This is a genomic window from Delftia sp. 60 (assembly GCF_002754395.1).
GTDB lineage: Bacteria > Pseudomonadota > Gammaproteobacteria > Burkholderiales > Burkholderiaceae_C > Comamonas > Comamonas acidovorans.
Genome location: NZ_PEFD01000001.1, coordinates 2,684,181 through 2,696,922, shown reverse-complemented (window position 1 = coordinate 2,696,922; position 12,742 = coordinate 2,684,181). Strand labels below are relative to the sequence as shown.

Sequence of the window (12,742 nt, the reverse complement as noted above, 5' to 3'; positions counted from 1 at the left end):
CTGGTAATGGAGGGTGGGCGGTTGGCGGGCCGGCATGCTCGCCGCCCCATCGGGCTAGTTTATAGCCCGCAGGGCGGCAGCGCAGGCTCGGCCCGGCTCGGGCTCGGCTTGATCTACGGCAAGGCGCCGTGTCATCGCTCAGAAATCAACCGTGGCCGACAGCATGAAAGTGCGCGGTGCGCCCAGACCCAGGCTGGTCCACAGCGGCGTGGCCCAGTAGGCCTTGTTGGCCACGTTGGTGATGCTGCCGCGCAGCGTGAGCGGGTGGCCGGCCGCCGTGGTCACATAGCGCGCGCCAACGTCGAACACGGTGCGGCCCGGCACGGACAGCGAGTTGTCGGCATTGATGTACTGCCTGGATGCCGTGGTGGCATTGGCCGTCAGCGTCAGGCCCTGCAGGGCAGGCACGTCCCACTCCACGCCCAGCTTGCCCTGCAGCCTGGGCACGCCCGCCGCCAGCTTGCCCTGGTTCACGCCGCCTGCCGTGCGGGTGAGCTTGGGCTGTACGTAGGCAATGCCGCCCATCAGGCGCACGCCCGTGGCCACGTTGCCGAAGAAGCCCCATTCCACGCCCCGGTTGCGTTGCTCGCCGCCAAAGGAGAAGACGTTGGAGACAGGATCGGTGTAGCCGTTGGGGCGCTGGATCTCGTAGAGGCTGAAGGTGTGGGCGAAGTCGCCCAGGTCCAGCTTCAGGCCCAGCTCCTTTTGCCTGGATTTATAGGGAGCGAACACTTCGCCCGCGTTGGCCGCCGTCATGGGTGCGGTGGCGCCCTGGCTCAGGCCTTCGATGTAGTTGGCGTAGACCGAGACACGCTCGCTGGCCTTCACCAGCAGCGCGGCGGCCGGCGTGGTGGCGCCCTGGTCATAGCGCGAGGTGCGCGCGCCCGTGGCCACGTTGAAGGTGTCGCTGAGCACCTGCTGGCGGCGCAGGCCCAGGGTGAGCTGCACGCGGTCCTGCGCAAAAGACAGGGTGTCGGCCACGCCGATGCTGGTCAGCCGCAGTTCGGTGCGCGAGATCGGTGGCGCGTTGAAGCTGGTGGCCGGGCCCCAGATGGGGTTGTAGATGTTGGTGATCCAGTCCTGGGCCAGCACGTTGCGGCGGCCGAACTGCTTGTCGGTATGCGTGTAGTAGGTGGCGTTGAGCGCCCACTGGTGGCCCACGCCGGCCGTCTGGAACTTGCCCTTGAGGCCGGCCTCGGCCGACTTCTTGTCCATCTCGAATCCCAGGTCGGCCAGGTTGGTGCGGTAGTCGCCGGCCGTGTTGAAGACCTGGATCAGGTAGGCGCCCGTGGAGCGGTACCGGGTCTTGCTGGTGCCCACGGCGGCATAGGCCGTGACGCTGTCGCCCAGGTCAAGCTCGCCGCGCACCATGGCGCCCTTGTCCTTGGTGTCGTAGAAGGCCCAGCTGGGGTTGAGCAGGGTGTCGGCCTTGGGCGGCCTGGGCACGGGCAGGCCTGCGGCCAGGTTGATGCCGCGGTTCAGGCCGTCGGTGCGGTCATCGCTGCTGTACAGGTCGGCCGACAGGCGCGCGCGCTCGCCGCGCCAGTCCAGGCCCAGCGAGGCCAGCCGGGTTTCCTTTTCCTGTTGGTTCACGGCGCCGTCGCCGTCGCGCAGCACGCCGTTGAAGCGGATGCCGAACTGCTTGCGCTCGCCAAAGCGGCGGCCCAGGTCGATGTGGGCGCCCAGTTGCGCATCGGACATGAAGGAGGTGGTCAGCCGCGTGAGCGGCTCGTCGCCCGCGCGCTTGGGCACGAGGTTGACCGTGCCGCCCACCGAGCCGCCGGGCGGCATGCCGTTGAGCAGGGCCGAGGGGCCTTTGAGCACGTCCACGCGCTCGAACATTTCTGGCGATGCGCGGTAGAACGGTGCCACGCCGAACAACCCGCCAAAGGTGACATCGCCAATGCTGGAGCTGAAGCCGCGAATGGAATAGTTCTCGCTGATGATGCCGGTCATGCCCGTGCTGAACACGGTGGGGTCGGCGGCGGAGATCACGTCGGTGATGTCGCGGGCCTGGCGGTCGGCGATGAATTTCTCGGTGTAGCTGATGGTGTTGAAGGGCGTCTCCATGAAGTCCTTGTCGCCCAGCAGGCCCATGCGGCCGCCCGTGGATACCTGGCCGCCGGCATAGGCTTCGGGCGCCTGCTGAGCCTGTGCGCGCACGGTGACGGCGGGCAGGAGCACGCCGCCCTCCACGGGCGCTGCGGCGTTGCGGTCACGGCCCAGGGTATAGCTGCCGTTGGCCTCGCGCAGCGCGCGCAGGCCCTGGCCGCGCAGCAGCTCGGCAAAGCCTTCGGCCACGCTGTAGCTGCCCGACAGGCCTGCACTGCTGCGGCCTTGCAGCAGGCTGGAATCCACCGTCAGCTCCACGCCGGCCGATGCGGCAAAGGCGTTGAGCGCCTGGCCCAGCGGACCGGCGGGGATGCTGAAGGCGCGTCGGGCCTCGCCGGGTGCCGCCCCGGAGGCTGCTCCAGATGCGGCCCCCTGGGCAGCCGCCTGCGCCAGCGCGGACGGCATGGCCACGGCCAGGCCGCCGAGTGCCAGGCCCGCCATGCAGAGCATTTGCACGGCGATGGCCGTGTGCCTGGAGGCAAAGGCCGGGTGCGGCAAGGCGCGCGATGCGCCGTTCTGCGCGGGGCGGGATGGATGGCGTAGTGCCATGCGGGACTCCTTTCGATTCGGGTAGGCGTTGGGTGTTTCACCTTGTCTTCCGAACGAGAAAGCCAAACCCTCAATCGAGAATGCGATCAATTTGCAACCGCAGCGGCCACCGGGCCCGCGCCCGCTGCCGGCGCATCGCCGTAGCCCTTGAGCACGTCATCGACCATGAGCTTCACCGAGGTCACGCTGGCCGCCGTGACGTACCAGGCCTCTGAATCGACGAAGACCACGCGGTTGTTCTTCCAGGCGCTGGTCTGGCGCAGCAGCGGGTTGTCCATGCCTGCGGCGTCCATGCCGGGGCGGCGCTGCATGACGGCCGTGCGGTCGATCACGTAGAGGATGTCCGGGTTGGCCTGCTGTATGAATTCGCTGGAGATGGGCTGGCCGTGCAGGTCGGCCTCGGCCGCCGTGCTGGCGGGCTTGACGCCCAGCGCGTTGAAGACAAAGCCGTAGCGCGACTGCGGCCCGAACGAGCTGAAGGCGCCGTTGTTGTGCATGACGATGAGGGCCGTCTCCGCACGGCCCTCGGTGGCGCGCCGGGCCTGGGCGACCTTGTCGTCCATCTCGGCGGCCTTGGCGCGCGCCAGGTCCTCCTTGCCGAAGATGCGGCCCAGGGTGAGCAGGTGATCGCGCACGGTGTCCAGGTGCCGGGTGCCGCTGTTCCTGAAGTCCACGTCGAAATGCACCGTGGGCGCAAAGCCCGAAAGCTCCTGGTAGGCGCTGGCCTGGATGGGCGAGATCAGCACCAGGTCAGGCTTGAGCGCGTGCACGCGCTCCAGGTTGGGCTGGACGATGGAGCCCAGATCCTGCACGTTGGCATCGTCCTTGTACCGGGCCAGGAAGTGGGGCACGAAGTCCTTGGGCATGCCGGCAATGGGCACGCCGAGCTGGTCGAGGAAGTCGGCCTCGTTCATGTCCAGCGCGGCCACGCGCTGCGGCGGGCGCTCCACCACCGTGGTGCCCAGCTGGTGCTGCACCGTGACGGGCTTGAACTCGCCGGCCGCCGCCTGCGGCGCTGTGGCCTGTGCCGACGGGTTGGCGGGCCGGTCGCAGGCCGACAGGGCCAGGGCCGCGGCCAGGGCCAACATGGAAGAGTGATGGGGAATGCGGAACAGACGGGTCACGGGCTTTCTCTCCTGAAAAATGGGATGCATTGCATTGGGTGTTTTTGGGAGGCCGGGGGCCAGCTCAGGCCCGGCCGCGCCCGCGCACCATGAGCGCGAGGAAGTAGCTGCCGCACACGAGGTTGACGAGGATGCCCACCGAGGTGCGGTAGTTGAAGACATGCTCCACCGCCAGTTGCGCCGCGATGAAGATGGACACGGCCACGGCGCAGCCCAGCGGCAGCGTGACGCGGTGGCGCGCCGTGCCCGCCAGCGCGTAGCTGATGTGGGCCACGAAGATGCCCATGAAGGCCGTGGGCCCCAGCAGGCTGGTGGACACCGCCACCAGCGCGGCAATCAGCGCCAGCTGCAGGCGCAGCTGGCGCTGGTAGTGCACGCCCAGCGAGATGGCCTGCTCGCGCCCCAGGGCCAGCACGTCCAGCACGGGCAGGCTGCGCCGCACGATCACGCAGGCCACGGCCACGATCAGCGCCGACCACAGCAGCTGCGCTGGCCGCGCGCGGTTGAACGAGGTGTAGCTGTAGCCCTGCAGCACAGAGAATTCGCCCGGGCTGATGCGCAGCTGCACGAACTGCGTGAAGGTGCCTATCACCATGCCCAGCACCAGGCCCAGCAGCAGCAGGAAGTACACGTTGTCCCGGCCCCCACCCAGCAGCCAGCGGTGCAGGGCCCAGGAGTAGCCCAGCATGCAGGCCACCGACAGCCAGAAGTTGCCGCCGGGGCCCAGCACCACCAGGCTTTGCACGCCCATGGCCAGCACCAGCAGCGCCTGCAGCAGCAGGTAGACCGCCTCGTAACCCATGATGGCGGGGGTGAGGATGCGGTTGCCCGCAAGCGTCTGGAAGACGATGGACGACAGCGCAATGCAGATGGCGCCGATGACGATGGCCGACAGCCGCGTCAGCCGCCGTGGAATGACATAGCCGAAGTCCAGGCCCGAGCCCAGCAGCACGAAGCAGGCCGCCAGCGCGACGGCAACCACGGCAACCACGGCAGCCGCAATCCACGCGGTGGTGTGAGGCAAGGCCTTGCGCATCACGGCCTCCTGCGCAGGATGAGCACGAGGAAGAGCACGCCGCCCACGCTACCCGCCGTCAGGCCGATCGGCACCTCGAAGGGGTGCATGATCAGCCGGCCCAAGATGTCGCAGGCCAGCAGCAGCGAGGCGCCGCTGAGCGCGACGATGGGCAGTGTGCGGCCCAGGTTTTCGCCGCAGCGCATGGCCACCAGGTTGGGAATGACCAAGCCCACGAAGGGAATGGCGCCCACGGTGATGACCGTGGCCGAGACGGTGACCGCCACCAGCACCAGGCCCAGCGTGGCCAGCGCCGGATAGCTCAGGCCCAGGCTGGTGGCCATGCCCTCGCCCATGCCCAGCACGGTGAAGCGGTGCGCAAACGCATAGGTGAGCGCCACGATGGGCACGATGAGATAGATGATTTCGTAGTGGCCCTGCACGATGCGCGAGAAGTCGCCCAGCAGCCAGCCCTGCATGCTTTGCAGCAGGTTGTGGCGAAAGGCATGGAACTCGGCGATGGCGCTGAGCACGCTGCCGTACATCAGGCCCACCACGGGCACCAGCACCAGGTTGCGCAGGCGCATGCGGCGGATGATGGCCACGTACAGCAGGCTGGCGCCCAGGCAGAACACCAGCGCGAACACCATGCGCCAGGCCACGCCCCACGCGCCCGAGGTGAAGGCCGAGGCGGGCGCCACCGTCAGCGACACCAGAATGCCCAGCTTGGCCGCATCCAGGCCGCCGCAGGTAGCAGGCTCCACAAAGCGGTTCTGCACGATCTGCTGCAGCACCACGCCGCACACCGACAGCCCCACCCCCGTGAGCACCAGCGCTGCCAGGCGCGGCAGGCGGCTGGCCGTGAGGGTGAGCCAGGCATCGCCCGACAGCGACATCAGCTGCCCCCAGTCCACCTGCCGCGCGCCGATAAGCACGGACGCGCAGCACAGCGCGGCAAACGGCAGCAGCCACGGCGCCAGGCGCGGGGCCTGCGTCCCTGTCTTTGGCTTCGCAAGCTCGCTCAACGGAGGTCCTCGCCCGTGCCTGTGGCCGTTCCCGTGCGCGTTCCCGCAATGCGCCAGCCCTTGGCGGCGCCAGAAAGCGCGCGTACAGGCCCTGCGCCTGCGCCAGCTGCTGCGGCGTGCCCTGCTCGCTGACGAGGCCCTGGTCCAGCACGATGATCTGGTCGGCCATGGCCACGGTGGACAGTTGGTGGGCAATCACGATCAGCGTGCGCCGGCCGCGCAGCCGCGCCAGCGCCTGGGCGATGGCGGCCTGGTTCTCGGCATCCAGCGCGGCCGTGGCCTCGTCGATCAGCAAAATGGGCGCATCCTTGATGAGCGCACGCGCAATGGCGATGCGCTGGCGCTCGCCGCCCGACAGGCGCGCCCCGCCCTCGCCCACGGGCGTGTCCAGGCCCTGCGGCAGGCGTTCGATGATCTCGGCCACGCCGGCCTGGCGCGCGGCCTCCATCACCTCGGCATCGCTGGCCTGCGGGCGGCCCATGCGGATGTTGTCGGCAATGGAGCCCTGGAAAAGGTAGCTGTCCTGGAAGATCTGGCTGATCTGCCCGGCCAGCCGCTCGCCCGCAATCTGGCGCACATCCATGCCGCCCACCAGCACGCTGCCCTGCTGCACATCGAAAAAGCGCGCGATCAGCCGCAGCACGGACGATTTGCCAGAGCCAGAGGCGCCCACCAGCGCCGTCATCGAGCCCGGCTCCACGCGCAGGCTCAGGCCGCGCAGCACCTCGGGCTGGCCCGGCGCGTAGCGGAACACCACATCGCGCAGCTCCACCGAGGCATCGCGCGGCGCTTGGGGTATGGCGGGCTCGGGCAGCGGCTGGACCGCGAGAATGTCGCGCACGGCATCGAGCTGCACGCGCGCGGCGCGCAGCGAGTCGGCGTAGCCGGCCACCTCCAGCAGCGGATCGACATGGCGGCAGGCCAGCAGCAGGGCCACGATCACGGGGATGGCGGCTTCCATTCCCATGCCCTGTGCTGCAACGCCGACCAGGCGCTCGTCCAGCCACAGCGCGCCGGCCACCAGCAGGGCCGCAAACACGGCCTGCACGGCCCAGCCATTGAGCACGCCCGACAGCGCCGCCAGGCGGATGGATTGCGCGCCCGATGCGCGCTGCCGGCCCAGGGCCTGCTCGAGCCAGCGCGTGCCACCGCCTTCGCCATTGAAGGCGCGCAGCACCGACTGCGCCTGCGCAAACTCCACCATGCGCTGGCTGGCGCCGGCCATGCTGCGCTGCAGGCGCTCGTCGGCACGGCGGCCCAGGTGCGCGGTGACCAGCAGCACGCCTGCCAGCAGCGGCAGCGCCAGCAGTGCAATCAGGCCCATGCGCCGGTCCATGGCAAACAGCGCGGCCACTACGGCAACGGGCGCCACGGCGCCGCTGAACACGGGCGTGAACACATGGGCCGGCAGCTGGGCCACTTCCATCATTCCCTGCGAAACGACGTGGTTGAGCCGGGCCGTGTTCTCGGGGGTGAACCATCCCACGGGCAGGCGGGCCACATGGTCACCAAGCCGGTGGCGCGCCACGCGCAGCACGGCCGCGCCCAGGCCCAGGCCGGCTTTTTCCACCTGGCGCTGCCAGGCCCAGCACAGCACCACGCCCGCCAGCAGCACGGCCAGCCAGGCCGCGGCGCCGCGCACATCGCCTGCCAGCAGGCGCGACAGCACGGGCACCAGGGCCGTGACAACCAGGCCGCTGAGCAGGCCATGCAGCACGGCCATCCAGGCATAGCGGCGGAAAAGCCGGGCATCGTCGCCCAGCAGTTGCATCAGGGTCTTCAGCATGGCGGCAGCTCCGGGGCCAGGGCGGGGGTGAAAGGCTGGGCTTGCGTGGGCGGTGGTGCATACCCGCCCAGCGCCCACAGCCGTGCGTAGCGTCCGCCCAGCGCCAGCAGCTCGGCATGGCGGCCGCGCTCGCGGATGGCTCCGCCCTCCACCACCAGGATCTGGTCCGCATGCATGACGGTGTCCAGCCGGTGGGCGATGACCAGCAGGGTGCGTCCGGCGGCCAGGCGCGACAGGGCTTCCTGGATGGCGGCCTCGCTCTCGGCATCGGCAGCGGCCGTGGGCTCGTCCAGCACCAGCACGGGCGCGTCCAGCAGTACGGCGCGCGCAATGCTCAGGCGCTGCTGCTCGCCGCCGGACAGCTGGGCGTCTTCGCCGATCACCGAGTCATAGCCGCGCGGCAGCGCCAGGATGCGCTCATGGATGTGGGCGGCGCGCGCCGCCTCCTCCACCTCCTGCGCGCTGGCCGAGGGCCGGCCCAGCGCAATGTTCTCGCGCACGCTGGCGTGCACCAGGCGCACGTCCTGCAACACAAAGGCCAGGTGGCGGTACAGCTGCCGGGTCTCGATCTGCCGCAGGTCCACCCCGCCCAGCGTGATGCGCCCTTCGTTCGGGTCGAAGAAACGCAGCAACAGCCGGGCGAGCGTGGACTTGCCCGCGCCCGAGGCACCGACCACGGCGGTCACCGTGCCGGGCTTGAGCGTGAAATCCATGCCCTTGAGCACGTCATGCCCCGCCTCGTAGGCATGGCCAACGCCTTCGAAGCGGACTTCGCAGCCTTGGGGCAGCCTGCATTGATCGGCGGCCGGTTGCTCCAGCACGGGCGTGCGCAGCAGCGCCTGCACGCGCTGGGCGGCGCCCGTGGCGTGGTTGAGCGCATGCAGGTTGAAGCTGAGCAGCTGCAGCGGCGCGCTGATGCCCGGCGCCACCAGGGCAAAGGGCAGCACGTCCACGGGCGCCATCCAGCCCAGGGCCGTGAACAGCGTGCCGAAGACCAGCACCACGCCCAGCACGGCCACGGGCGCGATCAGCGCATTGGCATTGGCGCGCGCCGACACCAGCGGACGCGCAAAGCCGAGGAAGGCGTCGGTAAAGCCATCGACGGCCTCGCGGTAGCTGCCATGGGCGCGCCCGCTGGCGCCAAAGGCCTTGACCACGGGAATGCCGTGCACGAACTCCACCACGGCGTTGTTGATGCGCGCCAGCCCCGCGCCAAAGGCCGGCATGTGGGCGCCGCTGGCCTGCATGGCATGGCGCATCACCAGAAAGAAGATGCCGAACGGCAGGGCCGAGACCAGGGCCATGCGCCAGTCCATGGCCACCAGGTAGACCGCAGAAGCGGCCACCGTGCCCGCGCCGCGCCCCACGGTGGTGTAGAAGTGCGCGGTCAGCTCGTGCAGGGTGGCCACGTCGTCCTGCATGGCCTGCTTGACCTGGCCCGAGGCCCGCTCGGAAAACCAGCCCAGCGGCACGCGCGCCAGCCGCTGCATGGCCGACAGGCGCAGCCCGTGGGTGAGTCGGTTGTCGGCCAGATGGGCGACCAGCTCGCCCGCCGACACCAGGGCCATGCCCGCGAACAGGCAGACAAGGCACGGCGCGATGACGCGCCAGGCATCGGCCGCCACCATGCCGCCATCGGCCAGCGCCAGCCGCGCGATGTGGGCAATGCCGGCCAGCGGCGCCAGCGCCAGCACGGCGCCCGCAAACGACAGCAGCGCGGCAAGAACAAGCTGCGCGCGGATGGGCTGCAGCGTCTGCGCAATGGGGCCGGGGCCGGCCTGGGGGTCATCGGCATCGGTGGAGTGCATGGGATTTCCTGGAGGGCATGGCGGGACAGAAAACAAGGGCTCTTGCCTGTCTTCCGAACGAGAACGCCAAACCCTCAATCCGCAGGAGCAGGAAGTTGAATCAGCCGGTAACGGGCTCCAAGAGACAGGGAAGGCGCCGTGATGAAAGGCGCCTCAGCCCGCCGCCTGCACCGTGACCCAATAGCGCGTGCGCGAGACCACCTGCACGGGCAGGCCCAGCGCCAGGTTGTGCAGGGCGCGGTCGGTATCGCGCAGCGAGAACACGCCCGTGACGCGCAGGCCGGCCACCTGCGGGTCGCAGCGCAGCAGGCCCGTGCGGTAGCGCGCCAGCTCGGCCACCAGCTCGCCCAGCGGCATGTTGTCGGCCACCAGCACGCCGCGCGCCCAGGCGGCGGCGCTTTCCTGCGCGGCCACCGGGGGCTGGGCCAGATCGCCGGAGAAGACGGCGCCCTGCCCTGCCTCCACGCGCACCACCTGGCCCGGCGCCCGGGCGGGACGCACTTCCACCGCGCCCTCGAACACGGCCACGCGCGAATGCTCATCTTCCTGGCGCAGCGTGAAGCGCGTGCCCAGGGCCTGCACCGTGCCGTGGCGCGAGCGCACGCGCAGCGGGCGCGGTGTGCTTTGCGGATCAGGCGCAGTGGTCACGAGGATTTCGCCAGCGCGCAGCAGGATCAGGCGTTCGGCCCCGTCAAAGCGCAGGTCGATGGCCGAGGCCGAGGCCAGCACCACCTGCGTGCCATCCGGCAGCGTGATCTCGCGGACCTCGCCACGCGCCGTGCCATGGCTGGCAGCGGCGATTTGCCAGGCATCGGTGCCGCGCACCACATGGGCAATGCCACCGGCCATGGCCATGAAGCCCAGCAACTGCATGGCGCGGCGGCGGCCACGGCGTGACGCCGGCGACGCAGCGGAGGTGTCCGCCAGCGTATGCCGCGCAATGCCGCCGGGCACGCTGCGCAGCTTGTCGTCAAAGGCCTGCAGTCGGCTCCAGGCCAGCTCGTGCCGCGGATGCTCGGCACGCCAGCGGGCGCAGGCGGCGCGGTCTTCGTCGCTGGCGTCATCGGCCCACAGCCGGGCCATCCATTCGGCGGCGCGCTGGACAATGGCCGGCTCCAGCAGCTCGCTGGAGGCGTCGGGCGATGCCGGTGATGAGGACATGCGGGCGGGCCGTTCAGCACACCGGGCCGTGCAGCGCCTGGTAGCAGGCCAGCAGGCCGGCGGCGATGTATTTCTCCACCGAAGACACGGACACGCCCAGCTCGGCCGCGATGTCGCGGTAGGCCATGCCGTCCAGCTTGCACAGCAGCAAGGCCTTGCGCGCCTTGGGTGGCAGGCCGTTCAGCGCGGCGTCGATCTCCACCAGCGCCTCCAGCGCCAGGGCACGTGTTTCTTCGGAGGGCGCCATCTGCTCGGGCAGCAGGGCCAGCGCTTCAAGATAGGCCGCCTCCACGCGGCGGCGCCGGTACAGGTCGATCACCAGGCCGTTGGCGATCTGGGTGAGATGGCGGCGGTGCTCGTCGGCCGGCGGAACACGGCCGGTGCGCAGCAGTTGCAGGTAAACGTCGTGCGCCAGATCGGCCGCATCAAAGGCATTGCCCAGCTTGCGGCGCAGCAGGCCGCGTAGCCAGCCGTGGTGATCGGTGTAGAGAATTTCGACTTGTTGCTGAAGCGCAAACTCGGCGGCGGCCACGATACCCCTCCCTGTATCCCAGGGCGCAGGCAGGCCAGGGACGAATGACAAATGAGAACCATTTGCATTTTATAGGGAGACAGCCCCGCCGCCGCCAACGCCACCATCAACGCCACCGCGTGCAGGCGCGGCTAGCGCGGCAGCAGGCCCGGCAGTATGGCGTTCAGATCCACCGCATCGGCCATGGCGCGATTGCCTTCGTCGCCAGGATGCAGGTGGTCGCCCGAGTCGAAGCGCGCCGCGATGCGGGAGGGATGGGCGCCATCGCGCAGCACGGCATCGAAGTCGATCACCGCATCGAAGGCGCCGCCCAGGCGTATCCAGGCGTTCACCTGCCGGCGCAGGTCGTCCTTTTCGGCCTGGTAGTAGTCGTCCAGCGGCGTGCCTGGCAAGGCGCCCTCGAAGGGCGGCAAGGTGGCGCCGATCACGCGCAGGCCGTGGCTGCGCGCCCTGGCAACCAGCTGGCGATAGCCCTCTGCCATGTCCTGCAGCGTGGGACGCGGCGCTTGCCGCGCAAAGGCCGTGCCGGGCCAGGAAATATCGTTGATGCCCAGCAGCACGATGAGGCTGCGCACACCGGGCTGGGCCAACACATCACGCTCCAGCCGCGCCAGCGCATGCTCGCCCATGCCATCCGACAGCAGGCGCGCGCCCGAAATGCCGGCATTGACCACCGCCGCGCCGTGCGGCGCAAGGCGCGCGGCCAGGAAATCCGGCCAGCGGCTGTCCCGGTCCAGGCTGGCCGTGGCGCCGTCGGTGATGGAGTCGCCCATCACCGCTACCACGGGCGCCGCCGGTGACGCGGGGTCGGCCTCGACCTGAATACCCGCCAACAGCGGGCGGGCCGTGCTGCTGATTGCGCCAGGGTCCGAAGTCCGCAGCGCCGCAGCAGCGGACTGGTCGCCCGCCACGATCCAGCCGGTCTGGCGCCCATCCCAGTGAAAACTCTGCACAGGCATGGCGCCGGGCAGGTACAGGCTCACGGCCACCTGCGACAGCGAGGACAGCGGCAAGGCCACCGGGTCGCTGACCAGGGATGCGCCTGCGGCAATGGTGGCTTGCGCGCTGCCGCCAAAAGTCACGGCCTGCAGGCTGCCAGCGTCAATGGCGCCCTCCGGCACCGGCTTTGCCACGGTCGCCCTGCCCACGGTCACAGGCTGGCCGCCATAGGCGTTGGACAGCACGATGCGCAGGCGCGGCCCGCCCAGGCTGATGCGCGCCACCTGGCGCACGGTCTGGTCCTGCAGAACGGCGGGCAGGTTGGTGGGAAAGAGGAAGTCCGCCCCCCAGACTGGCTGCGGGCTGGCCTGCCACGTGGCAGCCCAGTTGGAGGCTTCAGCCGAACCCGCCGGCACCGTCGAATCCGCCATGGCAGGCGTGGAAATCACAAGCGCCAGAAGGGCCGCGCCCGAGGCCGTGGAAAGCGATGGAAAAAGTTGCCGCATGCAAGGAACCCGATGTCTGTCGATGGCGGGATCATGGATTCAAGGGCTGTGCGGGACTAGCCGGTCTGCTGGAACACCATCTGTGAATTTAATTCACGATGAGGCCTGTGCTGTGCTTTGGCAGCGAGGATTGGGTTCGTATTCAAGCGCTTTTTTATAGGAGCGATGCAAGGCTGAGGCGGTCT

The 12,742-nt window shown here is 69.6% G+C and carries 8 protein-coding genes and 1 pseudogene; all 9 read right to left on the bottom strand.

The window, feature by feature from the left end:
* Window positions 1-138 precede the first annotated feature (138 nt).
* A complete protein-coding gene (locus CLV01_RS12140) occupies window positions 139-2,661 on the bottom strand; it encodes a TonB-dependent receptor (protein ID WP_099734209.1) in 2,523 nt (840 codons plus the stop codon).
* An 86-nt stretch (window positions 2,662-2,747) separates the two neighbouring features.
* Window positions 2,748-3,785 carry a siderophore ABC transporter substrate-binding protein gene (locus CLV01_RS12135; RefSeq protein ID WP_099735172.1) on the bottom strand — a complete coding sequence of 346 codons (1,038 nt, stop codon included), beginning with the start codon at window positions 3,783-3,785 and terminating at the stop codon, window positions 2,748-2,750.
* Between the two features lie 64 nt (window positions 3,786-3,849).
* The gene (locus CLV01_RS12130) at window positions 3,850-4,821 is read right to left on the bottom strand and encodes an iron chelate uptake ABC transporter family permease subunit (protein WP_099734210.1); all 972 of its coding nucleotides are present in this window, start codon (window positions 4,819-4,821) and stop codon (window positions 3,850-3,852) included.
* On the bottom strand, window positions 4,821-5,825 hold the full coding sequence (locus tag CLV01_RS12125; protein ID WP_099734211.1) for an ABC transporter permease: 1,005 nt from the start codon (window positions 5,823-5,825) through the stop codon (window positions 4,821-4,823). The genes CLV01_RS12130 and CLV01_RS12125 overlap by 1 nt, the downstream gene beginning before the upstream one ends.
* Window positions 5,822-7,611, bottom strand: a pseudogene (locus CLV01_RS12120) (ABC transporter ATP-binding protein). Before CLV01_RS12120 ends, CLV01_RS12125 begins: the two are co-directional and overlap by 4 nt.
* Window positions 7,605-9,419 carry an ABC transporter ATP-binding protein gene (locus tag CLV01_RS12115; RefSeq protein WP_099734212.1) on the bottom strand — a complete coding sequence of 605 codons (1,815 nt, stop codon included), beginning with the start codon at window positions 9,417-9,419 and terminating at the stop codon, window positions 7,605-7,607. Before CLV01_RS12115 ends, CLV01_RS12120 begins: the two are co-directional and overlap by 7 nt.
* Window positions 9,420-9,572: 153 nt before the next feature.
* Window positions 9,573-10,580 carry a FecR domain-containing protein gene (locus tag CLV01_RS12110; protein ID WP_099734213.1) on the bottom strand — a complete coding sequence of 336 codons (1,008 nt, stop codon included), beginning with the start codon at window positions 10,578-10,580 and terminating at the stop codon, window positions 9,573-9,575.
* A gap of 13 nt (window positions 10,581-10,593) precedes the next feature.
* On the bottom strand, window positions 10,594-11,112 hold the full coding sequence (locus CLV01_RS12105; RefSeq protein WP_013803359.1) for a sigma-70 family RNA polymerase sigma factor: 519 nt from the start codon (window positions 11,110-11,112) through the stop codon (window positions 10,594-10,596).
* 131 nt (window positions 11,113-11,243) lie between these two features.
* Window positions 11,244-12,557 carry an SGNH/GDSL hydrolase family protein gene (locus tag CLV01_RS12100; protein WP_099734214.1) on the bottom strand — a complete coding sequence of 438 codons (1,314 nt, stop codon included), beginning with the start codon at window positions 12,555-12,557 and terminating at the stop codon, window positions 11,244-11,246.
* Window positions 12,558-12,742 lie beyond the last annotated feature (185 nt).

What these genes read in the sequence shown, in the direction of transcription:
- CLV01_RS12140 (WP_099734209.1), bottom strand. Translation starts at nt 2,661, where the DNA reads ATGGCACTACGCCATCCATCCCGCCCCGCGCAGAACGGCGCATCGCGC.
- CLV01_RS12130 (WP_099734210.1), bottom strand. Translation starts at nt 4,821, where the DNA reads ATGCGCAAGGCCTTGCCTCACACCACCGCGTGGATTGCGGCTGCCGTG.
- CLV01_RS12115 (WP_099734212.1), bottom strand. Translation starts at nt 9,419, where the DNA reads ATGCACTCCACCGATGCCGATGACCCCCAGGCCGGCCCCGGCCCCATT.
- CLV01_RS12110 (WP_099734213.1), bottom strand. Translation starts at nt 10,580, where the DNA reads ATGTCCTCATCACCGGCATCGCCCGACGCCTCCAGCGAGCTGCTGGAG.
- CLV01_RS12100 (WP_099734214.1), bottom strand. Translation starts at nt 12,557, where the DNA reads ATGCGGCAACTTTTTCCATCGCTTTCCACGGCCTCGGGCGCGGCCCTT.